This window comes from Staphylococcus sp. LKG4-2, from assembly GCF_050955665.1.
Taxonomy (GTDB): domain Bacteria; phylum Bacillota; class Bacilli; order Staphylococcales; family Staphylococcaceae; genus Staphylococcus; species Staphylococcus saprophyticus.
Map to the genome: position 1 here is coordinate 2,379,650 of NZ_CP194532.1, position 24,272 is coordinate 2,403,921.

Sequence of the window (24,272 nt, forward strand, 5' to 3'; positions counted from 1 at the left end):
ATACATGTTCATCTACTTTTATTTTTTTATTTTATAGGAAATAATTTTTCGATTTTTTCAATCTCTTCTTCAGTTAATTCAACATCTAAAGTTGTTAAATTATCAACGACTTGATTTGGACGCTTAGCACCTGGAATAACAATATCTAATGACGGTTTTGTTAAATAAAATGCCAACACAATGTGTGCAACATCCACTCTGTGATTATCAGCAATATCACGTAGTTGATCAATTTTCTCTAAATTTTCTTTGAATTTTTCACCTTGAAATTCTGGATTTTTAGCACGAATATCATCAAATGTTGAATTCTCATTATATTTACCTGCTAATAAACCAGAAACGAGTGGGAAATATGGAATAAACGTGATACCGTGTTCTGAAGTATATTCGAAAATATGCTCATTTTCACGATTTAATAAATTATATTCCATTTGTACAACATCTACCAAGCCATCTTTATTCGCTTCTTTTAATTGTTCTAAATTGAAATTGGACACCCCAATCGCTTTGATCTTACCTTCATCTTTGAGCTCTTTTAGTGCAGCGACAGCTTCATTCTTAGGCGTGTTCTCATCCGGAAAATGTATATAATATAAATCAATATAATCTAACTGCAGACGTTTTAAACTTTGCTCAACCTGATCTTTTAAAAATTGAGGATCATTTGAATATTTTACATTACCATCATCATCAAAATAGTGTGCGCCTTTAGTAGCAATTGCAAAATCATCTCTACCAAATTCTTTGACCGCTTCACCAACGAGTTCTTCTGAACGCTCTGGTCCATAAATATAAGCTGTATCTATCAACGTTATACCATTTCTCACTGCGGTACGTACGGTTTCTTTACCTTGTTCTTCATCTAAATCATTATAGAAATTATGTCCACCTACTGCATTTGCACCTAATGCGATAGGTGTTACTTCAACATTTGACTTACCAATCTTTGTTTTCTTAGTCAATCTAGCCCAACTCCTTTTATAATTCTCTTATATTTTACACATAGCGATGTATGTGCTATCCACAGCAATTGATTTAACCATATATCACTGTTATTTTTATAAGTAGTTATACTCTACCCTTTTTCTTTATATTTAAAATAAAAACGTAAGTAATAGATATTATCTAATATGATATCTATTTAAAATTTAGCATGATTACGCTATAAAACTAAACATATTTGCTTGATTACGACATCAAATTTTCATACCTATTATGTTCTTTAAAAGCGTATATTGAAAAAATGGGATTACGGCATCAAATATAATTTGTTGATTTCGTAATCCCATCCACGTAAGGCTTTTGAACTATATAGTATTCATTTTATTTTCGTACTTTATTTTATTAAAGCCTTCCCAGCTATTATTTATGTTTTCTTTGCGCTAACTTTTCTTTTAATTTTCTATCTTGTTCTTCTTTACGACGTTTACGTTCTTCATTACGTTTTCTTAATCGTTCTTCTTCTTCATGGTCTCTCGGTTTCTGTAATTGTTTTTCCACTTTTTCCATAAGTTCATCTTCTGTGAGTGCAGCGAGTGGACGATTATTAACAAAAGCAAACGTTTTTCGGCGACCCGGTCCACAATACGACTGACAGCCAATTTCTATTTCAGCTTCAGGATCTAATTTCGTTAACTTTTTTTCTAATGACTTACAGTTTACCCCTTGGCAATCATCACAAATTAAAAATTTATTTTGCAACTACACCCATTCCTTTCTTATGGTTTACAGTTTATCAAAACAGCTTAAATATCATTTCACAATGTAAACATTCATTTATATGTATCATCATAAGGTTTATGATGCCTTACTTAATATGTATTTTAGATTTTACAACTCTAATTATTTTACTCTATTTTATTAAAATTTCAAGTTTATATAGAGATTTCACAGACTAACGTCCCGTCTTCGTTTAATTTATATATAATAAAAACAGTACCTAATCTGTAGATTAGTATACTGCTCAAGTTGTCATGACTTTATTGACCATGATAAATATTAAATTCTAATGGTTTCACTTCATTCTCTAACCATTCTTGATATATCAATTTCTTATTAACATCACTATTTATAATCGTAATACCACAGTCACCGCCACCTGCACCAGAAGTTTTAGCAGCACCGCCATATTTTTCTGCTACAGAACACAACACTTTGAGATGTGCCGTTTCTATATCTATCGTAGCTTCTTTATCCATAGATTGAATAATTTCGCGATTGGTACGAATCATTTGTTGTACACCTTTAATGTGGTTTGTTTTAAAAGCATGAATCAACTTTTCAACACATAGGTGGGAACGTTCTAAAAACTTACCATAAAACGTTGGATCTGACTTCAAGCGTTTCACTTCACTCACTAAATGATGAGACGATGCAGGAGATCCTGTCCAACCAATCAATACTTCCATATTTTCCGGTGGTTGCAACGGTTCAATATGCAGACCTGGCCAGTTTTTATTCAATACTTCATTAACAGATGTATCTTCAATTTGTTGAGAGACCCATTCATGATCAAATGTACTGTACGCTAACCAACCAGTGTAGATACTAACAGCGATGTCACCACATGAACTTAAACTCTGCAATTTCATATTCGCGATTACCGCTAGTTTATAAATATAAAGGTTTGATAAATGCGTTTCATAAAACTCATTCAAAACTTTGACTACAGAAACAAGCACGGCTGCACTTGAACCTAACCCGTATTTATGGCCATTTGCGTCATCTAAATTACTATCAATCGTCAAATTGAAATGTTTTAAACTGATATGATTACTGCGCACATATTGTTCAAATACTTCAATTGCTGTAATGACATATTTAAGTTGTTTCGCCGCATGTACATCGGATACGACGATTTGATCTTCTCTTCTTTGAAAAGTCACTGGATCATGATGTAGTGTTTTAGAATGTATGGTACCTTGAGGGGCATTTGAGTCTTCAATTGAAGCAGTTACAAATCGATCAACCGCAATTAATACGGATTTATATCCTGGTTCAGTAACTGCATATTCACCTGCAATATAGAGTTTACCTGGTGCTTTTACTTGAATCATTTTATCTCTTCCTTACTCAATAATTTCAACGCCTGTACTTATAATGTCACTTGCAATAATTTGATCTTTATCAAAAGATTTATGTAGAGCATCAATAACTGCTTGTTGATTTTTCTTTTCTACTAAAATTTTCACATTAGGTCCTGCATCCATTGTAAAATAACATGGATAACCAGCTTTTCTACACTGATCAACAATATCCATCGCAAGATAGCTATCCTCAACCATATAAGTAAATGGAGGTTGTGCACCTAAATTGGTAGCATGCATACGTAAACCATTAGCTTCAATGACTTCACCCATTTGCATAAAGTCTTTTCGCTCAATCGCATGCTTAACTGACGCTATGTCTTCATCTACATGATTTAACCAATATTGATAAAAGCGAGATGTATCACGTGTATGTGACATACCGGCACGACTCGATACTTTTTTTGTTTTATTATTAATAACTACAAAAATCATTGCCAACTCTTGTTCCCAATGATCTGCTTCAATGGGAAAACTGTACGATGATTCATCATCATGCCCTTTTTCCCATTCTACAAAGCCACCGTAGATGCTTCTTGATGCTGACCCAGAGCCTCTACGTGCTAACCTAGATAATCCTTTACCCGTTAATCCAAGGTTTAAAGCCTTGTCACAAGCAGCTGCTAATGCGGCATACGCACTTGCTGATGATGCTAAACCAGCAGCAGTCGGAACATGATTGTCGCTCTCTATATATGCAAACATTGTTGTGCCTGATGTCGCTCTAACAATATCCATAAAACGACTAATTTTAGCTGATTCACTTGCAGTAACTGTTTCACCATTTAGTATAAGTGTATCTTTCGTATAGCTCTCATCAAACGTAACTTTCGTTTCAGTATAAAAGCGTTCTAACGCAACAGATAAACTATTATTCATTGGAATAATATATGTTTCGTCAGCCTTTCCCCAATACTTAATCAGTGCAATATTTGTATGTGCACGTGCCTTACCACTATTCACCAACTTCATTACCCTCCTAAATATTCAATCCATGTATGATGCGCACCTAATTGCGTTGCACTTTCTGCAATACGCTTAGCTGTCTCTTCATTAGTTGCAAGTACAATCATACTTCCACCACGGCCACCGCCAGTTAGTTTACCTGCAATCGCACCTTGCGCCTTACTGGCATCTAATATTTCTTCTATTTTGTCATGACTGACTGTAAGTGTTCTTAAATTTTTTTGACACAGATTAAACACCTTAGCTAATTGTTCAAAATTATGATGTTCAATTGATTCACTTGCTTCATGTACAAGTTTACCAATATGTTCAACATATTGCAGATATGTACTATCACCTTCACATAATTGGTGTACATCTTCAACAGCTTGTTTAGTAGAACCTCGAACACCAGTATCGATAACTACCATATAACCATTTAAATCTAAAGGTTTCAATGTTGTAACCTTACCTTGTTTGAACCATACGGGTTTATTTGAGACGATTGTTTGTGTATCTATACCACTCGGCTTACCATGAGCAATGCGTTCAGCCCAATTTGCTTCTTCTATTAACATTTTATCCGATAGTGGCTCATCCAAATAATCAAAACTTGCACGCACAAAAGCGACTGCCATCGCAGCACTAGAACCTAATCCTCTAGAAGGTGGCAAGTTCGTATCGATTGAAACTTTAATAGGCGTCGCTATCTTATATTTTTCAATAAAACGTGTAATCACTGCTTTCAAATGCTCTGGTGCCTTTTGTAATTCTCCATCGTATACATCACTTTTTATATATGAAGCGTTTGTTGTCTCTAGAGATTCTATTTTCGCTTTAACTTTTCCAGTTGTAAATGGAATTGCAATAGCTGGTTCGCCAAATGTAACAGCATGTTCGCCTATTAAAATTACCTTTCCATTCGCTTCCCCGTATCCTTGTTGTGCCATATTTTCAATCACCTTTAGTATTTTCTTTAATTTTATATTTTCTGTGTACTACACCTTTTTTGTGTATACCCGCATTCTAATTCTGCTTATGCAATGAACTATATTCCCTGGGAAATAAACTGTTTTCACAGCGTTCATTAACGATGCCTCGCTTAATTATTTAAAGCATCTTTAATATTCATTCTAAAACAATCGTTCTTTTTCTATTTTTGCACATACCATTACACATTATCTCATAAATTTCATATATTACCATACGACTCTAGTCATAGATGCATTATTTTAGCAAAGGACTTGAAATTAATGATTCAAATGCTCTGTAAATCGTTGTTACAAAAAGTTAACACCAGCTACTAATTATTTTCAATACTTCCCTATTATAAAACGCACTAGCCATATATTCAAAAAACTCACGTTAAATTCAAGGAATTTTATTAGTACTGCATTTTTTAACCATACTTTCACTATATTACTTATTTCATTTCTATAATTCAACAGATATAAAAATCCATTACCACAAATTATGCTGAAATCCGCAAAACAAAAAGAACAGGTGAATTACTTCGATTTGAAGTATCTCACCTGTTCTTTAATTAACGTCAATCCATAGAGCGGTTTATTTTCGCATTACGTTCAATCATTTTTTCAAAATAACCTTCATAACTTAACCATTCTTCATCGGTAATAGGGTTCATATTCAGACGGCCACCTAAATCTTTAATTGCGTATAATAATTGAAACATGACATCTTGCACAGTAATCGTTCTGCCTAATAATGTTTCAAGCGAGGCCATGCATTGCGGTTCAATGTCAGGGTATGTGAATTTTGTTTCTTCACCTTGTAACGCACGCGCATAAAATGATTTCATCATATCAGCACGTTCACTACCATCACCTTCCACACAGAGATAAACTTGCACTGCTATTCCACCACGGACGCGTCTTTGAGAAATACCAGCAAATTTCTTACCATTAATACTCAAATCAAATTTACCGGGACAATAGGATCTTTCGATTTCATGTGTGTCGATATCTACACCTTCATCTTCAAACATTTTTGCAATTAATAAATACATTACAGTAAAAGCTTCATCAATGGTAATATCATGTTTACCTTTAAAGAGCAGCGATATATTAAGTACGCCTTGATCTAATACAACACCAAGACCTCCAGAATTTCTAACGATTGCATTGTAACCGCGCTCTTCTGTGAGGTAGCGAATCCCCTCTTGTAAATGAGGCAATCTTGAATCATGGATCCCCAGTATAACAGTATGCTGATGTACCCACGTTCGAACTACACTACACGATAAATCTTTTCCAACACTTTCTGAAAAAGTATCATCAAATGCAAAAGACTGCATTGGTTCTAATCCTGAGGAATGATCAATATAACGCCAATCTATACCATTAAAATATTTACTTGCTAAATCCATTATTGCAATGATTGTGCTGCAGTAATGATTGATAAATTATACACGTCTTCTTTAGAACAGCCACGTGATAAATCATTCACTGGAGAATTAAGACCTTGTAATACTGGACCTACTGCATCAAATCCGCCTAAACGTTGTGCAATTTTGTAACCAATATTACCTGCTTCTAAGCTTGGGAATACGAATACATTTGCATCGCCTTGAATTTTTGCATCAGGTGCTTTTTTCTTAGCAACTTCAGGTACAATTGCTGCGTCAAATTGGAATTCACCATCTACAACAACATCTTCTAAATGATCTGCTTCAATTTTCTCTTGAGCTAAGTTAACAGCAGTTGCAACTTTTTCAACATCGTCAGATTTTGCAGAACCTTTAGTTGAGAAGCTTAACATTGCAACGCGTGGTGACATGCCAAAGCTTTTAGCAGATTTTGCACTTTCCACAGCTATTTCTGCTAAATCTTGTGCTTCAAGTGTTGGATTGATTGCACAATCTCCAAAGATATATTGTTTATCGTCTTTAATCATGAAGAAAATACCAGAAGTTTTAGAGACACCTGGTTTTGTTTTGATGATTTGTAACGCTGGACGTACCGTATCACCAGTTGAATGTGCCGCACCACTTACTAAACCTTCTGCTTTACCAGTATAAACAAGCATTGTCCCAAAGTAGTTAACATCTTTCAACATCTCTTGCGCTTGTTCTTCAGTCGCTTTACCTTTACGGCGTTCAACAAATGCAGTAACAAGTTCTTGTTTCAATTCGCTTGTTTCTGGGTCAATGATTTCTAAATCTGAAATTTCTAAACCTTTATCACTAGCTAAGGCTTTGATGTTCGATTCATTTCCTAATAATATAGGAGAAACATAATCAGTACCTTGTAATTGTGTTGCCGCTTCTAATACGCGCTCGTCTTCACCTTCTGGTAAAACGATTTTCACGTTTTTTCCCGTAAGTTTTTCTTGTAATACATCTAATAAAGTCATTAGGGGCCTCCTCAAATTTCTTTTCTTAATTATTTTACGTTTTTCATTATACGTTATTCTTTCTTAGAATTCCATGTCACCAATTTGTAATCATTTACTTATGTTTTAAGTGTTCCTTTATGGTAGAATTTTGTAGTGAAGACATAGAATTTTTCATGAAAAAGGAGCGATTTAAATGCCACAAGCACCAGAAACGTTAGATGGATGGTATAGTTTACATTTATTATACGCTATTGATTGGTCAAGTTTACGCTTAGTTCCAACAGAAGAGCGTCAAACAATCGTAGATGAATTACAAACATTTTTAAATAAACATGAAGAAGCGCGTACAAATCACGTAGGTGATCATGCTTTTTATAATATTACAGGTCAAAAAGCAGATATTCTTTTATGGGCATTGCGTCCAGAAATGAAAGATTTAAATGCTTTTGAAAACGAATTTAATAAATTGAAAATTGCAGATTTCTTAATTCCAACCTATTCTTATGTATCAATCATCGAATTAGGTAATTATCTTGCAGGAAAATCTGACGAAGATCCTTATGAAAATCCACACATCAAACCTAGATTATTCCCAGAATTACCACAATCTGAATATATTTGTTTCTATCCTATGGATAAACGTCGTAATGAAACTTATAACTGGTATATGTTACCGTTAGAAAAACGCCAAGAATTAATGTATGCTCACGGTAAAATAGGTAGACAATATGCTGGTAAAATCAAACAATTCATCACTGGTTCAGTGGGCTTTGATGATTTTGAGTGGGGTGTCACTTTATTTGCAGATGATCCATTACAATTCAAAAAAATTGTTTATGAAATGAGATTCGATGAAACAACTGCACGTTATGGCGACTTCGGCAGCTTTTATGTAGGTCATATCGTGACTAAAGATAACTTACAAGATTTATTTGCTTTATAAAATCATTCAATGGATTTATCATATTTCTCAAACTAAAGAAGGTAGCGGCAATTAATGTCGCTACCTTCTTTATATATATTTTCACACATCTTCTCAATTTCCGATGTACACGTGTTATCAATTCACTTTAATCATAAAAAGAATTCTCAAATTTTATTAAGTGTGAATCAGCGCAATAAACAAAGGCACGCTCATCACATAAATAAGTGTGCCTTTGTTGAATGTAGTGTGTTTGGGAGAACTTTTAATCACTACCTAATTTAATATTAACTGTTGTATATTGTCGCTACTCAATACATGTCTGTAACAGTTAACTAATACTATTTTAACCTATTTGAAATATTTGAAACATAAATGTATTGACTTAATTGCACAAAATACAGTTTCCCTTCATTTAAGCACTTGTTCCAATTCAAATAACAAATAACGATCATAAAGTGTTACAATAAAAAATATTACTTTAGCAACTTATACTCAACCTGTAGTCAGCGATTGTCAGGGTTGCTCAAATAAACTTTAATTGGTGATTAAATGACAATATATAATCAAGCTATAGAAAGTTATAATGAAAAGATGGCAAAAGATGTCATCATGTTAGCAGGAAGAATATTATTAGAATCTGGTGCAGAAGGCTCTCGAGTAGAAGATACGATGACACGCATCGCTATCACTTTGGGACACAAAGAAAGTAATAGCTTTGTTACAAATACCGTTATCAACTTCATGCTTCACGATGAGTCATATCCACGTATGTATAGAATTAGAACGCGCGATACGAATTTACACCGCATTTCCAGAACAAATGGCATTTCTAGACGTTTGGCGCTCGGTGACATTTCTTTAGAAGATGCATTTCAAGAACTTCAAAAAATATATCAAGAACAAAGTATAAAAAACCACTACCTTTTTTATAAATTCATTGCTGCTGCCGTCATATCTGTCAGTTTTTTATATTTACAAGGCGGCCATTTAACTGATGTATTAACAGCGTTATTAGCTGGTTCCTTCGGTTATATTGTAGTCGAAATATTACAACAAAAATTGCATGCCCAATTTATCCCTGAATTTATGGGCGCATTAGTTATTGGATTAGTCACCATTATCGGTCATAATCTCATACCCGGTGGTTCAATTTCTACCATTATAATTGCAGCAGTCATGCCTATTGTACCTGGTGTATTAATTACAAACGCAATTCAAGATTTGTTTGGCGGTCATATGTTAATGTTTACCACCAAATCATTAGAAGCGCTCGTTACTGCATTCGGTATTGGAGCTGGCGTTAGTACAGTACTTATTATATTTTAGGAGTTATGTCTATGTTTTGGATATTAAATTTTATATTTAGTTATACCGCTTCCCTATTCTTCGGCGTTATATTTGATGTCCCAAAACGTTTATATAACACGGTAGGTATCGTAGGTGCATGCGGTTGGATGGTCTATACCATATTTTTCGATGGTTTAAATACACATACAATTTATTCAAGTTTCTTTGGTAGTCTTGCATTAGGCTGCTTAAGTCATATTATGGCACGCTCTAAAAAAGAACCTGTCATCATTTTTATGATTCCCGGTATTATTCCACTCGTACCTGGTGGTTTAGCATTTGATGCTACGAAAAATTTAGTACTTTTAGAATTTAGTAAAGCCATTAATACAATGCTTGAAGTAACGCTTATTGCTGGTGCTATCGCCTTAGGTCTACTTTTTGCAGATCAAATTTCTAAACTAATTATTTCAGGTACAAAAATACGTAAAAAAAGAATCTAATATTTATATAAATAGCCACACATGCGTTGAAAAGAGTGCATGTGTGGCTTATTTTATTAAAAATTTATTATAAATTCATTTAGTCATAAATTATTAGCTATCAAAACCTATATGTTTCATTTATGACACAGATTCTTCTGCAAACTGTGATTTATTATCTTTTTAATGGATAAACCAAGCTGGTAACAATAACACTACAAGTGCAATAACCGCAACTGAAAATCCAGCATGATATGCAGTTAATTCATTTGGTATATTAACAGACATTGAATGTATGACTGTTGCGACAACTGTTGCAATAAGTGCCGAACCAAAGCTAGAACCAATATTCTCTATAATATTAATTCCTACGCCAGCTTCCGATAATTGTTCCCTTTCTAATCCATAATATGCAGAACTTGTCAGAGGTAACATTACGCCACCAACTGCACAACCTCTTATAAATAAGATTAGCCCAATCCAAACGCTTTGCGTATGACCAGAAATAAACATAAATGAAACAGATGTTATGAGTACAACCATCGTACTGATAAGTACAATGTTTCTACCTCCATACTTGTCTATAATTTCACCAATTAAAGGACGTGTAATTAGCATACCTAATCCTTGTGGCATTAACATAATCGCTGTTTCATTTGCATTGAAATGCTGAAAACGTTGAAAGAATAAAGGCAATATAATCATTGGACCTAATATGGCAACATTAGCTAGAAATAATCCTAAACTACAAGCAAAAAATTACGAGATTTAAATAAATTTGTCGGTAAGACCGTATTGTACTGTTTCATACGATTATAAATAATATAAACTATTATACAGATAACCCCAATGGTCATATTGATATACGTCACAGGATTATTAAACGAACCAAACTTGGATACTTGTACTAAACCATAGAGTAACGTCACACTTATCAAAGCCAAATTAATGACACCTATATAATCTAATTTCTTTTCTTTATTTACTGGATTAAAGTCAGGCAATTTTTTAATCATAATAGGCACAGCAATAATCGTCACAAAGATATTTATAAAAAATATCCATTGCCATGTTGCAAAATGTATAATCAAACCTCCCAGTACAGGTCCCAAAATTGGTCCTAATATCATAGGTGTACTAACAATTGCAATGACTCTACCGATATACTTTTGACCTGCGATCAATACTAGCATCGTAGGCATCAATGTCGTTATCACACCTGCACTAAAGCCTTGCAATAATCTAAAACTAATAAACGTTACTATATTCTAACTCAATCCTGTTGCCAATGAAGTTATCCCAAAGCCAACGACTGCTGAAATAAATACTCGCTTACTATTAAATTGATTCATTAACCAACCAGATATAGGTACTGCGATGGCCAATGCAAGCAGATAACCCGTCACACCCCACTGTATTATACTTAACGTAGTGTGAAAGTCCTGAGTTAAATCTTTAATTGCAATATTGATCATTGTGGCATCAAGCATCGGTGTAATCGCACCGAGCGCTATTGCCCAAGCAGCAATCATTATATTTGTAGGTATTTTATCTATAGATTTCACGTATTCATTCTCCTTTTGTTTCTTCGTCAACAAAATACTACTCGCTTTTTGTTTTCTTGTTAACAAAATTTTTACGCAGCTATCTATAAATCGTTCCCCTACCATTTACTCAAGCATTATTGCCTAGTTCTTCCTAAGCAACCTTGCTCATTTAAGTAATACTTGTATAGTTTTGCTTATATCGCTTTGCCTAATTACTGGTTTTCAGTCATTTTCTATTTAATTTTCTTTATCGTTTATTTCCTTATCCAAATGTGCATTGTATTGATTTAAAAAAGTCATCATAGCTTTATATTGATCATCTGTCATTGCATCAAAGACTTGTGCATCACGTTCTTTAAACTCTTTGTGGAACTGTTCGTGTGTATCAAATGCTATGCGCCCTTTGTCCGTTAATTTAAAGTAAACTTCTTTTTTATTATCAGGATTTTTATAAGTAACAATTGCATCTTTTTGAATTAATTTTTTTGTTAATTTACTAATTGCGCCTCGTGTCATAAATAATGTTTGCGCAAGTTGGCTCACATTAGGATGCACACTTTTTTCAATTGCTTCAATACAATGTATTTCAGTCGATGTATATCCTTTTAGGCGTGCTTCCATTACAGGTTTATTGAGCCAAACGATTTTATCATATACATTTTTTATATTCGTTAGTAATAAATCCTCTTTATTCATAAATTGATCTCCTATACTTGATACATTACTCTTTCTCAAAACGTTCTAATCTATAGCAACGGTTAAATATATTATGACTAATATCAATTTTAATTAAAAGTATTTTTTTGAATTTCTACCTTTTTATAGATTTAACCCAATAAAAAACAAGCAGCAAACCGTAAAGGAATACTACTTGTTTTAATTCACTATTTATTAAGTTTTCTATGCTTTATTCATAAAATAATCACAAGAAAAGCTATTTATTCGTGTTTTCAGCCTTGTTCTCATTAATTAAATCTACAACTTCACTTTCCGAACGGTTTAAGATAAGCAAGCTTAATTTATCATTATCCATGCGTTTTAATTTTGGATAACGCACAATAAAGAAGATTAAACCAATCACTAACCAGCCGCCAAATGCGATGTATGAAGGTGCTGAAAGTGACGCCGGAGAACCTGGAACTAATAATAACAACAAGAAGATAAATGATACAATTGATCCTAAAATCGCAAATGTTTTATAAATAGGTCCATACGTGTTACTTGATTTATTATAACTAAATAATTTAGCTGCTGATAAACAAGTAATGAAATAAGCTATTGATACACCTGTAGAAGACATATCAACAATCCAAGTTAGTGCTGTACGACCTAACCAAGGTGCAATTAATGTAATGGTTACTAAGAAAATAATTGCTATATAAGGCGTCTTATATTTTTTATGCAACTTGCTGAATACAGAAGGCATAATACCTGAACGTCCCATTGAAAATAGGAGACGGCTTGAACTCATTAAGAATCCATTTAAGCCAGTAAATATACCCATAATAATCGCAATTGCTAATACAGCTAAACCAATATAACCAAAGGCTTCTTGCGTAACAGCACCGGTTAACCATAAATTACCGTTTAGGCTTGTTGATGGTGTACCTAACCAACCTGTATATAAAATCATTAAAACATAAGTAAATGCAGCTGCTAATAAACTATATACAATTAATTTAAACGTCTTATTTGGTGCAAAATCAAATTCTTCTGCCGTTTGTGGAATATTATCAAATCCAACATAGGCCCACGGTGCGACAGCAACAATCATAATGATGGAAGTAAACCAACCTTCTTTTTCGTTGGTTAATGGTTGTAAATTATCTAAAGAGAAATTACCTCCAAAGAACGAACCAAAGAACAATAGTAATATAGTAATAACCATCGCTACACAGAAGTAGTATTGTAGTGATCCTGACACACTAGCACCTTTAATCGCTATAAACATAAATACAATAAGCAATAATGATGCAATGAGAATTTCAGTGATATACACGTCCCAACCTGCAATGGTATATAATTTTCCTGTTTCTAAAATATCTGGTAGTAAAAATTTAATTAACAAACTAAACGCAGTAGCATTTAATGCCACTACACATATGTAACCAAATGTTAAAAACCAAGATGAGAAGAAACTTACATATCTTCCGAATCCTAAAAAGCTAAAAGCAAACGCGCCACCCGAAACTGGGAATCGTTCAACTAATGCACCGTAACTCACTGCAATAAGTATCATTAACAATGCACCTATGACAATACCAATCGCTGCTGCAATTGGTCCCGATTGTCCTATCCAGTCACCCGGTAGAATAAATGCACCCCAACCGATACAAGACCCGTAAGCAATCGCCCACACAAATTTTTCAGATAGATTTTTCTTTAAATCTCCTCTATCTACTTGCTGATTATTTTGACTCATAAAAAATTCACCTCATGGAGTGTATTATACCCACAAGATGAATTCTATAACAATTATAAATTTATATTTTAAACGTACCTATCACTAACATTAACCAACCTACAATAAACAGTACGCCACCAATAGGTGTAATTGCACCTATTATGCGAATTTGTGTTAACGCTAAGATATATAAAGAACCACTGAAAAATACAATTCCAAAGAAAAGTAACCAACCCGCCCAATTTACATTGATCGAAGTTGTACCACTAATAATACCTATGGCTAGTAATCCAAGCCCATGATACATTTGATAAGTTGTTGCTTTTTCCCATACTGATAAATATTTTGCAGATAGCTTATTTTCTAATCCATGTGCACCAAACGCACCGGTACCTACAGCCATCATTGCATTTAATGCGCCTAAAATAATAAACACTTTCATCATGATCTATTCATATCCTTTACTATTTAAAATTATTTAAAAATCAAAAATGGAATCGCCATTGCCTATTTCATCATCTGTTACTAATTTATTCGCAGTGAGTGATGGATTTGTGCTTGTATTAGATGAAGAAACACCTGATACTTTTCCACCCATTGCGTGAATCTCATCTTCAGAAACACCCTGCTTAGATGAGATATTCTGTGACTTAGACGCTTTAAAAGAAGAAGACACATTAAAACTGTTGTCACTATATACTTTCTTACTAGATGAATTGTCACTCACTAATGACGTTAACGTATGAATCGCATAAATATGTTTTTCAAATTCTGCGTTACTATTTGCTTCATCTGCTTGTACTAATTCTTGTTCAATTAATTGTATAATTTTATCTTTTTCCATTTTTAAACCTCACTCTCGCACCAATTCACAGGTTGTTTACCATTGGCTTGTAGATATGTATTTGCTTGCGAATAAGGCTTAGAACCAAAGAATCCTCTATACGCTGACAATGGACTTGGATGTGGTGATTGTATAATATGGTGTTTCGATGTATCGATTAATTTAATTTTTTGTTGTGCGGGTTTTCCCCATAATATAAACACAACGTGTGTTAAATGTTCTGATACCGCTTGTATTACTTCATCGGTAAACGTTTCCCACCCAATATTTTTATGTGAATGTGCTTCACCTTGCCGTACTGTCAACACAGCATTTAATAATAATACACCCTCGCGTGCCCAATCTTGCAAATGCGGCGATTTTCTTATACATCCCACATCATCTTGCAGTTCTTTATACATATTTCGTAAAGAGGGCGGAAATTTCGCATCTGGTTGCACAGAAAATGCTAAACCATGTGCCTGGTTCGGTCCATGATAAGGGTCTTGCCCTAATATAACCACCTTCACTTGTTCAAATGGCGTTAGATCAAAGGCTTGATAAATATTTTTTCTATCTGGATAAACAATTTCTGTAGTATACTCTTTTTCTAAAAAATCATGCATTGCAGCAAAATCATGTCGCGTAGTTATTTCATGAAAAACATCCGACCATTCCATATACCTCTCACCTCATTGATATAATAACATAAAGAACTACTTTTTTGCTTCACAATAATTATTAGTGGAACTTCTTGCTTTAAGCAAGTTTAGTACCACTTACGTATGAACTTTAGTTCATATATTCCTAGACCGTTTGAGCTTTAGCTCAGGTATTCCCTTATTCGTTACTTTCTCGACATCGTGATGATTAGTCCAACTACTTCTATAATAGTTGGACTTACGCATTTGTTTATGCAAATGTGTTCCTTTATACAAATGCATTCACTTTAGTGAATGTAACCCTTAAAAACTTTTTTGCTTCGCAATAATTATTAGTGGAACTTCTTGCTTTAAGCAAGTTTAGTACCACTTACGTATGAACTTTAGTTCATATGTTCCTAGACCGTTTGAGCTTTAGCTCAGGTATTCCCTTATTCGTTACTTTCTCGACATCACGATGATTAGTCCAACTACTTCTATAATAATATCCTTTTTCAATAGTGATAAATTTAACTTCACTACAAACTTCCTTTATTTAGAATACTCGACAAACGTGGTATGATATATGCAAAAGATATTTAGGAGTGAAATTCCATGGCATTGAAAAAAACATTAACAATTGCCGGTTCAGATACAAGTGCCGGTGCTGGCATGCAAGCCGACTTAAAAACTTTCCAAGAGCTAGGCACATACGGTATTGTAGCCCTAACTTCAATCGTCACGATGGATAAAAAATCATGGTCACATGATGTAACACCGATTCCATTTGATGTATTCGAAAAACAATTAGAAACGGCGATTTCCATTGGTCCAGATGCTGTTAAAACAGGTATGCTAGGTACACAAGAAATCATTAAACGTGCTGGCGACGCCTATGTTGAATCTGGTGCAGATTATTTTGTCGTAGACCCAGTCATGGTATGTAAAGGGGAAAATGAAGTACTTAACCCAGGAAATACGGACGCTATGATTGAATACTTACTACCAAAAGCGACAGTGGTCACACCAAATTTATTTGAAGCTGGTCAACTCGCTAATTTAGGAACATTAAAATCAATTGAAGATATGAAAAAAGCTGCTGAAGTAATTCATGAGCAAGGTGCTAAGCACGTTATTATTAAAGGTGGCAAAGCATTAGATCAAGATAAATCTTATGACTTATACTATGATGGTCAAAAATTCTATCAATTAACAACAGACATGTTCCAGCAAAGTTATAATCACGGTGCTGGTTGTACATTTGCTGCCGCTACTACAGCTTATTTAGCAAATGGCAAATCACCGAAAGAAGCCGTTATCGCAGCTAAAGCATTTGTTGCTTCTGCAATTAAAAACGGTTGGAAAATGAATGACTTTGTCGGTCCAGTAGACCACGGTGCCTATAATCGTGTTGAACACGTAGACGTAGAAGTGACAGAAGTTTAAACAATTTAAAAAGCCCGTCGTTAACTTGTAATGTTAACGACGGGCTTTTATGTTTCAGATTCTATTGTCTATTCAATAATTCTATTTATGGGTTATGAGAGCGTTGCACTTTTCACGTAACCATTACTTACATAAAATACAATATGACCTTTGCTTACATCATATCCGTATAAGCCATCGCCACTTGCTTTTTTCTCACCATTCATGGGTTCTTGATATTCATAATTTTGACCATATTGCACACGTATATCTTTAAAACTTACTGCTTTATTTTGTATATCAAAAGTTACACTATTCGCTTTATTTCCATTAATTTGTTGGAATGTTTGATCATATATTGTTTTAGTCGCTGTATCAGAAGTATATTGACTATTAACTTTAATACCATTAAATTCAACATTACCTGCTTTTAAACCATTATAAAATGATTGATCTAGTACAAAATCCCCACCTTTTGAAGTATAACCACTATACTCATACCAAGGTTGTGTCGTTGCTGCTTGTGCTTCGGTTTGTGATACACCTTCATTAGAAACGCTTATGCCTAATGCAGTCCCAAATACAATGCTACCAGCTACAAAAGTCTTTGCTATCTTATTCATTTGGTATCACTCCATTTAAAGATTTTTTGAATCAGATTACGATTCGATTACAATGTTACAGAAATATTACCAAAAGTGCAAATTTAAACTAAATATACGATTTATTATTTTGATTATTAGGTAACCTAACTTTTGTAATTGTCTAACAAATCATCAGAAAACGCTTTACATCAGCCTTTCTGATGTTATACGACGTTAGACTGATAAAAAGTTGATACTGTAGACTCATGTATTTCGCATGAAATTCTATTATTATATGTAGTGTAGAGAGATGAAGGAGGGAAACTCAACATGATTATCTACAAACAGGCTTTTGAAAATGGTAACCCAATATATGAAATTATCACCAAGACTTTCAAAACGATTTCTGTTAAGTTCGATGAAAGCTTCAACACGAATGAATTATATAAGTTACTCTCTCTACTAGAAAATGATGTTGATAACATGAAATTAAGTTATTAAGTTATTTTCGACTCATCGAAGACAACACAGAAGATGCAATAAATTGAAATTAGAAGAAACGATATACAATTAACTCCCCTTATTAAGAAATATGAAATTAAAAAAAGTATGTCTAAGTTGTCCCCTTAAACATACTTTGAATAACACATCCCTATAAACACACACCCTAAGTGGTACACAGTTAGACAAAGATTGTCCCCTTTGTTTGCTTGGAGAGCTACCTCGAAGCAGTTCTAACTGATGTACCACTCTTTTTATACATACAGTACCTTGAACTCTTCACAAACCATCATTGAAGTTTCATTAAAATCGATTTCTAATGATTCATAATACGGTTTAAAGAATGCTATGTGCGCTTCACGCCAATATGTTAACGATTTATCTCCTTCACCTTCCAAGAAAGCATGATGTTCCGTCACCTTATTGAACGGCGTTTGGTATACACGTGTCGTCTCAATCACACATTGTGGATGACCTTTCTCATTTAATACAACACTGACATCTCCTGCTTCCGGTAGCGGTTCACCTTCTACTTTGTAGGTCTCATAACCACTAGTTGTTGCTGTTTTTTCACCTTGTTTTACTAAATTAGCTAATTCATCTTCATCAACACCAAAAGACCATGCTTCAAATTGTACACCTTTGTATTTTGGAAATGCTTCAATAAATTTGCGCCAATACTGCTCTACTGTCAAAGCCATATAAAATCCCCCATATTTATAAATAGTTCGTTACTATTTAAAAATAACACAAAACGAAAAAATCTTCGCGCAGACATTTTGAATGCACAAAGATTTTTGTATTATTATATTAAATTAGAAAGATTAACCTTCTAATAATTCTGCTTTATCTACTGTCAATCTATCTCGTAATAAGTAAACAATGAGCATCGCAGCCAAAGCACAAATTGTTTCTGCAATTAATAATGACCATACGATGCCAGTTAAACCGAATAATCCATTCATTACAAATAGAACTGGGATAATGACTACACCTTGTAAAATAGCCATAATCGTTGCACCACGTCCTTGACCAGTCGCTTGCAACATACCAGTAAATAAGAAACCAATGCCATTTAATAATAATGAGGTCATTGTTACTTTCAACATAAATGTCGCCATTGCATCATTAGAGAAAATACCTATCAATTGATGACCTGTAGTAAACACAATGACCATGCACACTGCAAAAATCACAACGATTGTCATAATTACGACTTTAATAATATTTTTCATACGTGCTTTATCAGACATAAAATTGTAAGCAATTAATGGCACTACACCTTCACATAGCCCCATAATAATCAATTCAGGAAACTGTACTAATCTAAATTAAATACCATAACTCGCAATGGCAAAGTTACCATAGCCAGCTAAAAATAAATTTAAAACTAATCCTGTAACGCCCATTAAAATACTCATTAGAAATGCTTGAAAGCCTACTTTAAAAATTTCTACTAATATTTCTTTCGTCGGTCTTACATAGTTCAAACTCATTGTAATTATGTCGCTTTTTCTCAAAAAATAAATGATAAAAAATAGCGACGCAACAACGTTTGAAATAGCTGTACCTAAAGCAGCACCTACTACATTTAAATCAAAACCAAATATTAAAATAGGATCTAAAATGATATTCAAAACCACACTAGCCAGCATACCAATCATTGAGATAATTGGTGCACCAATGGATCGAGCGAATTGTTCTAAGATAAAGAACAATATGACAAATGGTGCGCTTAGGAACATTACTTTTAAATATGCACTTGTAAAACCAAGTGTTTCACCACGTGCACCTAATAAATGAACAATTTGTTCAGTAGCGAAAATAGTCATTAAAATAACAATAACACCTAATATAAGGCCGTCATATATAGAAAAACTACTCACAAATTTCGTTTTCACATAATCTTTCGCACCTAATAACCGGGAAATATAAGTTCCTCCACCGATACCAAATAAATTACCTAAACACATTAACACTGCAAATATAGGTAAAGTGAGTGAAATGGCTGATATCATGTGACTATCACCTAAAAATCCAATAAAATAAATGTTTAAAATACCATAAATTACACTTAATAAACTTCCTATCATCATAGGAACTGAAAAATGCATCATCGCTTTAAATACTGAAGATTTTTCAAAATAATATAACTGTTCGTCTTTCATTTCTATATTACTTCTTTTTATTTAGACACCTAATAATTAGATATCTAACTATATATTCAAAAATATGGTGGCTGTTAATTTTTCAATTTATAACAGCCACTTATAGTAACTAATCTTCTAAACTGCTAAGCATTTTAGATAGATTTTGTTTCATTGTTTCATTCTCTGCTTCTGATAACTGCGCACACACGAGTGCTTCAATCTCGTCAAATACACCTGTAAACCCTTCAACTAATTTCCTACCTGATGCAGTTAGACCTAAATTTTTTCGCCTAGTATCATCCGCGTCTACATAACGGTATATGAGCTTCTTACTTTCTAAGTTCTTAAGTAAATTACTTACTGTTGAACCTTTACGTTGTAAGGCATTCACAATGTCGTTCTGTGTAAGTCCATCCGCTTGGTGTGCATACAAGTAACCTAGCGCGTGACCTTGTTCGTTTGTAATATCATACATTTTCAAACGCTGATCTGCCTTGTGTTTCATCTCATGGCTTATCATTCTAAATAAATATCCATATGACTGTTCCAAACAAGCACCTCATTTAATTAGATATCTAACGATAATAATACACTGTTTTTTTCTAGTGTCAATTGTTATTTTGATATTTTTTTAATTTAAGAACAATACTATCATCACTTTGATTTAAAAATATTGACTCAAGCGGCATTTATACAAAAAAGCTGCCATAAAGTCGCTAAACTTGATGACAGCTTAAAATTCAATTTTTTAATTTAAAAATATTTATTTAATTAAACACGTTTGTCTTTTGCCCACCACATTGCTTTATCAGGATTATTGGCATAATACTCGTACTCTTCATCACTTTCAACATTAGGATAAGAACCTTTAAGTGATTTACCAGAGGTACTTACATGTAATAATGAGATAACGATAATACCAACAATACTTACTGCTGTTAGATAATATGCTGGAGATAATGGATCTCCTGTCTTCGCTACAAGTGATGATGCAATTAATGGTGTTGTACCACCAAATAGTGATACAGATACATTAAATGTTACTGCTAGTGTTCTATATCTTATATGTGTATAGAACATTGTAGGTAAAGAACCTGGCATCGTTGCTTCGTAAGTTGATAAGAAGAAACCTAAAACGAAGATACCAACGATTACAAAGATAATTGTTGTTGTTTGAATTAATGCAAAGGCACCAATACTCAATACAGCTGTACCGATAAGACCAATTAAGAATACTTTCTTCTCACCGATTCTATCTGCAACGCGTCCAAACATTAATGCTAATGGAATCATCACTGCCATGACTACAGTAATTAATACGGATACTGTTGTACTATCTAATTTCACAATTTCTTGTAAATATGATGGCATATATGAAGTTAACATATAGTTTGTACAGTTAAAGAACGCAACTGCCACAAAACAAACAATGATATCTTTATAGTAGTATCTGACAATTGTTAAGAAACCAATATTATCTCTCTTCGGTTTCGATGCAAGTTCATTTTCATAAACAGGTGACTCTTCTAATTTTCTTCTTAAATAAAAACCAAATATACCTAAGAATAAACCTAAGATAAATGGAATTCTCCAACCCCATGTTGCCATTTGGTCATCACTTAAGAAGAAGAATAATAGTCCACTTAAAACAGACGCTGCAATATAACCGGATAATGTACCGATTTCTAAGCCACAACCTAATGTATTTCGTTTTCTATCTGGTGATGATTCTGCTACATAAACCATAGCACCTGCGTACTCTCCACCAGTTGAGAAACCTTGTAATACCCTACCTAGTAAGAGTAATATCGGTGCCCAAACGCCAATTTGATCGTATGTAGGTAATAATCCAATGATTAACGTTGAGAACGCCATCATAATAATAGTTGTCGTTAATACGACTTTCCGACCATATTTATCTCCAATAATACCGAAGATAATACCACCAACGGGTCTAAGTAAAAATGCAATCGCAAATGTCGCAAATGTAAAAATAGTCTTGAGTTGATCATTTTCAACCGAACTGAAAAAATTTTGCCCTAGTATGACCGCTAAATAAGAATACAAACCAAAGTCAAACCATTCCATCGCGTTTCCGATACCTGTGGCAAACACAGTTTTTTTAGCTGCTTTAGGATCAACCTTATTTATATTACTTTTATCAAAATCCTTTTCATAATCCATGAATGTGTCCACTCCCTTAACATGTGATATAATTATACGTAGTTAATTAATATTGTCAAATTGAATTAAGTTTTACAAAGGATTTCTAAATCATTTTTATACAAAAAATGTATATTGATGATTGCAAAAATTCATCATATGCATTTGATTTTTACAAATAAATAAAAGTAAAATTAATGGATTATTTTTTTAAACTTTAATTATTTTAATTAGGGTTTCATCATGTTGATTTAAAATAACTACGATACTTTCGGAAACCATTTGGAATTGTATCAACTCATTTATACCAACAGTTTCGATGTATTTAACGCGATATGATGTCCACTGTAATCGTTGACTTTGAAGTGCCATTTGCACAATCATTTGTCCAGGTACAATATGTGCATGAATCGGATTTTGGTCATTGATTAATTTTAAATAGGTGTTTATTTCTTTAGCGTTTATACTTAACATTTTAAAATTTCTCCATAAACGTTTGTCTGATAGTTATACATTTAGACTTATTTTTATAAATTTGCAATTCCAAGACATATTTCATAAATTGGCGTACCTTTTTCTGCTCTATCACGCACATTTGTGCTAAATAGTGTATATTCACCTTTATATCGTGTATTTGAGTAACTTGGGTTTCTCTAAGTTTGATTTCCTTTTTTTGAAACGGTTGAAATAACGTAAATTCGGGCCATAACTTGGCGCAATAAAGTGGTTGAACGACATCTTCTTCCGAAATATTAAAAAACGCATTATATTGCCGTACTGCTTCAGCATTAAATATGATTACTTTTGTCTCATAACCATCTTTCAAATAAGGCTGCATTGCCCATTCCTCCTCCAATACCCATTGTTGCAATAGTACGTTTATCATTTTTCATGTGAAATAAGCGAGTTACAAGTGCAGCCCCACTTGCACCATACGGATGACCAGTAGCAATAGCACCACCATATTTGTTCAACTTATGTGCTGGAATATCCAAACATCTTTGACTGGCTACTACTTGAGACGCGAATGCTTCATTTAATTCTATTGCGTTGATGTCTTCTATCGTCATCTTGTTTTTGCGAAGTAACTTAGAAACTGCAGGTACTGGACCCATACCCAGCAATGTCGGTTCTACACCTATTGTAATGCTATCTTTAAATATTAAGCCTTCCTTAAATTTATGTGCTAAAGCAGTTTTTTTATCCATAATCATAAGTAATACTGCCCCATCATTTTTCATACAACAATTTCCAGCAGTAACTGTCCCCTCTGACAATAAAGGGTTTAAGCGACTTAATGTGCGTACGTTTAATCTTTCTTTGATGCTATCATCTCTATTAAATATTTCACCTTTAGCACTTAAATTTATAATTTCTTGTTGAACGATATTGTTTTCATAGGCTTCTATTGTTTTTTTATGACTATTTAAAGCGTATTGATCTTGTTCTTCTCTTGTAATTCCATAGGTTTTAGCAACATTTTCTGCTGCTTCAATCATTGATGGGTCTTGTCCATCTGGTGCAAACGAAGCACGTTCAAAGAATTCCGGTAAATGTGTATCATAAACCGATTGTGGCCTTTTAATTTTCCATGGTGCTCTACTCGTACTTTCTACACCACCTGCAATATAAATATGACCTGCACCCGCTTGTATCATTCTACATGCATGAATGACCGCTTCTAATCCTGAACCACACTGTCTATCTATCGTTAAACCTGGTATATGTTCACTTAACCCTGCTTCAAGCAAAGCTTTTCTAGCAATATTTCCACCATTACCTACTACATTTCCAAGGATTACATCATCAATATGAGCCATCGCTTCTGAATAGGTTTCAGTTAAATGACGAAATAATGGTTTTAATAATGCTTCAGGTTCCAAATGTTTTAATGAACCGCCATATTTACCAAATGCCGTACGTTTCGCAGCCACAATAACAACTTCTGTCATAGT

The 24,272-nt window shown here is 33.6% G+C and carries 24 protein-coding genes and 2 pseudogenes; 5 read left to right on the top strand and 21 right to left on the bottom strand.

Annotated elements, in window-relative coordinates:
- Positions 1-26 precede the first annotated feature (26 nt).
- From ACM6UH_RS11715 to pta, 7 genes are all read right to left on the bottom strand, one after another.
- Positions 27-962, bottom strand: coding sequence for an aldo/keto reductase (locus tag ACM6UH_RS11715; protein WP_011303756.1), 936 nt, complete (start codon positions 960-962; stop codon positions 27-29).
- Between the two features lie 400 nt (positions 963-1,362).
- Entirely contained in the window at positions 1,363-1,701 is a 339-nt protein-coding gene (locus ACM6UH_RS11720) for a DUF1450 domain-containing protein (RefSeq protein WP_011303757.1), read from the bottom strand.
- Positions 1,702-1,979: 278 nt separating this feature from the next.
- Positions 1,980-3,056 (bottom strand): phosphomevalonate kinase, encoded by a 1,077-nt coding sequence (locus ACM6UH_RS11725; RefSeq protein ID WP_011303758.1) that lies wholly within the window; start codon positions 3,054-3,056, stop codon positions 1,980-1,982.
- 12 nt (positions 3,057-3,068) lie between these two features.
- Entirely contained in the window at positions 3,069-4,052 is a 984-nt protein-coding gene (gene mvaD / locus ACM6UH_RS11730) for a diphosphomevalonate decarboxylase (RefSeq protein WP_011303759.1), read from the bottom strand.
- 5 nt (positions 4,053-4,057) lie between these two features.
- Positions 4,058-4,981: a mevalonate kinase gene (gene mvk / locus ACM6UH_RS11735; protein ID WP_048787189.1), complete on the bottom strand. Its 924-nt coding sequence runs from the start codon at positions 4,979-4,981 to the stop codon at positions 4,058-4,060.
- A 599-nt stretch (positions 4,982-5,580) separates the two neighbouring features.
- Entirely contained in the window at positions 5,581-6,417 is an 837-nt protein-coding gene (locus ACM6UH_RS11740; protein WP_061046359.1) for a lipoate--protein ligase family protein, read from the bottom strand.
- Entirely contained in the window at positions 6,417-7,403 is a 987-nt protein-coding gene (gene pta, locus ACM6UH_RS11745; RefSeq protein ID WP_011303762.1) for a phosphate acetyltransferase, read from the bottom strand. Before pta ends, ACM6UH_RS11740 begins: the two co-directional genes overlap by 1 nt.
- Before the next feature lie 175 nt (positions 7,404-7,578).
- Between pta and hemQ the strand changes: the two genes are divergently transcribed.
- The 3 genes from hemQ (at position 7,579) to ACM6UH_RS11760 (ending at position 10,100) form a co-directional block, all read left to right on the top strand.
- The gene (hemQ, locus tag ACM6UH_RS11750) at positions 7,579-8,328 is read left to right on the top strand and encodes a hydrogen peroxide-dependent heme synthase (RefSeq protein WP_002484071.1); all 750 of its coding nucleotides are present in this window, start codon (positions 7,579-7,581) and stop codon (positions 8,326-8,328) included.
- 537 nt (positions 8,329-8,865) lie between these two features.
- On the top strand, positions 8,866-9,636 hold the full coding sequence (locus ACM6UH_RS11755) for a threonine/serine exporter family protein (RefSeq protein ID WP_371806906.1): 771 nt from the start codon (positions 8,866-8,868) through the stop codon (positions 9,634-9,636).
- 11 nt (positions 9,637-9,647) lie between these two features.
- A complete protein-coding gene (locus tag ACM6UH_RS11760) occupies positions 9,648-10,100 on the top strand; it encodes a threonine/serine exporter family protein (protein WP_011303765.1) in 453 nt (150 codons plus the stop codon).
- Positions 10,101-10,262: 162 nt separating this feature from the next.
- On the opposite strand, the pseudogene ACM6UH_RS11765 reads toward ACM6UH_RS11760, so the two are convergent.
- The 6 genes and pseudogenes from ACM6UH_RS11765 to ACM6UH_RS11790 all read right to left on the bottom strand — a co-directional run bounded on the left by ACM6UH_RS11765 (position 10,263) and on the right by ACM6UH_RS11790 (position 15,533).
- A pseudogene (locus ACM6UH_RS11765) lies at positions 10,263-11,677 on the bottom strand (DHA2 family efflux MFS transporter permease subunit).
- Positions 11,678-11,863: 186 nt separating this feature from the next.
- Positions 11,864-12,322: a MarR family transcriptional regulator gene (locus ACM6UH_RS11770; protein ID WP_048787162.1), complete on the bottom strand. Its 459-nt coding sequence runs from the start codon at positions 12,320-12,322 to the stop codon at positions 11,864-11,866.
- Positions 12,323-12,560: 238 nt separating this feature from the next.
- Entirely contained in the window at positions 12,561-14,048 is a 1,488-nt protein-coding gene (locus ACM6UH_RS11775) for an APC family permease (RefSeq protein WP_011303768.1), read from the bottom strand.
- A gap of 61 nt (positions 14,049-14,109) precedes the next feature.
- Complete coding sequence (locus ACM6UH_RS11780) at positions 14,110-14,472, bottom strand: DUF423 domain-containing protein (protein WP_103301711.1); 363 nt, start codon at positions 14,470-14,472, stop codon at positions 14,110-14,112.
- Positions 14,473-14,508: 36 nt separating this feature from the next.
- Entirely contained in the window at positions 14,509-14,874 is a 366-nt protein-coding gene (locus ACM6UH_RS11785; protein ID WP_047502835.1) for a DUF5327 family protein, read from the bottom strand.
- A 2-nt stretch (positions 14,875-14,876) separates the two neighbouring features.
- A complete protein-coding gene (locus ACM6UH_RS11790) occupies positions 14,877-15,533 on the bottom strand; it encodes a uracil-DNA glycosylase (protein ID WP_047502838.1) in 657 nt (218 codons plus the stop codon).
- Between the two features lie 576 nt (positions 15,534-16,109).
- On the opposite strand from ACM6UH_RS11790, the gene thiD reads away from it, so the two are divergent.
- Complete coding sequence (thiD, locus tag ACM6UH_RS11795) at positions 16,110-16,940, top strand: bifunctional hydroxymethylpyrimidine kinase/phosphomethylpyrimidine kinase (protein WP_048787554.1); 831 nt, start codon at positions 16,110-16,112, stop codon at positions 16,938-16,940.
- Positions 16,941-17,032: 92 nt separating this feature from the next.
- Here the strand turns inward: thiD and isaB are convergent, their stop codons facing one another.
- Positions 17,033-17,542, bottom strand: a complete 510-nt coding sequence (gene isaB / locus ACM6UH_RS11800; protein ID WP_048787553.1) for an immunodominant staphylococcal antigen IsaB family protein — start codon at positions 17,540-17,542, stop codon at positions 17,033-17,035.
- 291 nt (positions 17,543-17,833) lie between these two features.
- Between isaB and vraX the strand changes: the two genes are divergently transcribed.
- Positions 17,834-18,004, top strand: a complete 171-nt coding sequence (gene vraX, locus ACM6UH_RS11805; protein ID WP_002484080.1) for a C1q-binding complement inhibitor VraX — start codon at positions 17,834-17,836, stop codon at positions 18,002-18,004.
- Positions 18,005-18,258: 254 nt separating this feature from the next.
- Here vraX and ACM6UH_RS11810 read toward each other — a convergent pair whose 3' ends face one another.
- From ACM6UH_RS11810 to ACM6UH_RS11840, 7 genes and pseudogenes are all read right to left on the bottom strand, one after another.
- A complete protein-coding gene (locus tag ACM6UH_RS11810) occupies positions 18,259-18,705 on the bottom strand; it encodes an ASCH domain-containing protein (protein ID WP_011303775.1) in 447 nt (148 codons plus the stop codon).
- A 123-nt stretch (positions 18,706-18,828) separates the two neighbouring features.
- Positions 18,829-20,172, bottom strand: a pseudogene (locus tag ACM6UH_RS11815) (MATE family efflux transporter).
- 109 nt (positions 20,173-20,281) lie between these two features.
- Complete coding sequence (locus ACM6UH_RS11820; protein ID WP_047502842.1) at positions 20,282-20,704, bottom strand: MarR family winged helix-turn-helix transcriptional regulator; 423 nt, start codon at positions 20,702-20,704, stop codon at positions 20,282-20,284.
- 221 nt (positions 20,705-20,925) lie between these two features.
- Complete coding sequence (locus ACM6UH_RS11825) at positions 20,926-22,338, bottom strand: MFS transporter (RefSeq protein ID WP_047502844.1); 1,413 nt, start codon at positions 22,336-22,338, stop codon at positions 20,926-20,928.
- Between the two features lie 189 nt (positions 22,339-22,527).
- Positions 22,528-22,791 (bottom strand): hypothetical protein, encoded by a 264-nt coding sequence (locus tag ACM6UH_RS11830; protein ID WP_011303779.1) that lies wholly within the window; start codon positions 22,789-22,791, stop codon positions 22,528-22,530.
- 1 nt (position 22,792) lies between these two features.
- Positions 22,793-23,155: a hypothetical protein gene (locus tag ACM6UH_RS11835; protein ID WP_011303780.1), complete on the bottom strand. Its 363-nt coding sequence runs from the start codon at positions 23,153-23,155 to the stop codon at positions 22,793-22,795.
- A complete protein-coding gene (locus ACM6UH_RS11840; RefSeq protein WP_011303781.1) occupies positions 23,127-24,269 on the bottom strand; it encodes a thiolase family protein in 1,143 nt (380 codons plus the stop codon). The genes ACM6UH_RS11835 and ACM6UH_RS11840 overlap by 29 nt, the downstream gene beginning before the upstream one ends.
- Positions 24,270-24,272: the final 3 nt, after the last annotated feature.

Bases quoted from the DNA above. Each gene is read 5' to 3' on its own strand.
- ACM6UH_RS11725 (WP_011303758.1), bottom strand. From the start codon at position 3,056: ATGATTCAAGTAAAAGCACCAGGTAAACTCTATATTGCAGGTGAATAT.
- mvk (WP_048787189.1), bottom strand. From the start codon at position 4,981: ATGGCACAACAAGGATACGGGGAAGCGAATGGAAAGGTAATTTTAATA.
- ACM6UH_RS11740 (WP_061046359.1), bottom strand. From the start codon at position 6,417: ATGGATTTAGCAAGTAAATATTTTAATGGTATAGATTGGCGTTATATT.
- pta (WP_011303762.1), bottom strand. From the start codon at position 7,403: ATGACTTTATTAGATGTATTACAAGAAAAACTTACGGGAAAAAACGTG.
- hemQ (WP_002484071.1), top strand. From the start codon at position 7,579: ATGCCACAAGCACCAGAAACGTTAGATGGATGGTATAGTTTACATTTA.
- ACM6UH_RS11760 (WP_011303765.1), top strand. From the start codon at position 9,648: ATGTTTTGGATATTAAATTTTATATTTAGTTATACCGCTTCCCTATTC.
- ACM6UH_RS11770 (WP_048787162.1), bottom strand. From the start codon at position 12,322: ATGAATAAAGAGGATTTATTACTAACGAATATAAAAAATGTATATGAT.
- ACM6UH_RS11775 (WP_011303768.1), bottom strand. From the start codon at position 14,048: ATGAGTCAAAATAATCAGCAAGTAGATAGAGGAGATTTAAAGAAAAAT.
- ACM6UH_RS11780 (WP_103301711.1), bottom strand. From the start codon at position 14,472: ATGAAAGTGTTTATTATTTTAGGCGCATTAAATGCAATGATGGCTGTA.
- ACM6UH_RS11785 (WP_047502835.1), bottom strand. From the start codon at position 14,874: ATGGAAAAAGATAAAATTATACAATTAATTGAACAAGAATTAGTACAA.
- ACM6UH_RS11790 (WP_047502838.1), bottom strand. From the start codon at position 15,533: ATGGAATGGTCGGATGTTTTTCATGAAATAACTACGCGACATGATTTT.
- thiD (WP_048787554.1), top strand. From the start codon at position 16,110: ATGGCATTGAAAAAAACATTAACAATTGCCGGTTCAGATACAAGTGCC.
- isaB (WP_048787553.1), bottom strand. From the start codon at position 17,542: ATGAATAAGATAGCAAAGACTTTTGTAGCTGGTAGCATTGTATTTGGG.
- vraX (WP_002484080.1), top strand. From the start codon at position 17,834: ATGATTATCTACAAACAGGCTTTTGAAAATGGTAACCCAATATATGAA.
- ACM6UH_RS11810 (WP_011303775.1), bottom strand. From the start codon at position 18,705: ATGGCTTTGACAGTAGAGCAGTATTGGCGCAAATTTATTGAAGCATTT.
- ACM6UH_RS11825 (WP_047502844.1), bottom strand. From the start codon at position 22,338: ATGGATTATGAAAAGGATTTTGATAAAAGTAATATAAATAAGGTTGAT.
- ACM6UH_RS11830 (WP_011303779.1), bottom strand. From the start codon at position 22,791: ATGTTAAGTATAAACGCTAAAGAAATAAACACCTATTTAAAATTAATC.
- ACM6UH_RS11835 (WP_011303780.1), bottom strand. From the start codon at position 23,155: ATGCAGCCTTATTTGAAAGATGGTTATGAGACAAAAGTAATCATATTT.
- ACM6UH_RS11840 (WP_011303781.1), bottom strand. From the start codon at position 24,269: ATGACAGAAGTTGTTATTGTGGCTGCGAAACGTACGGCATTTGGTAAA.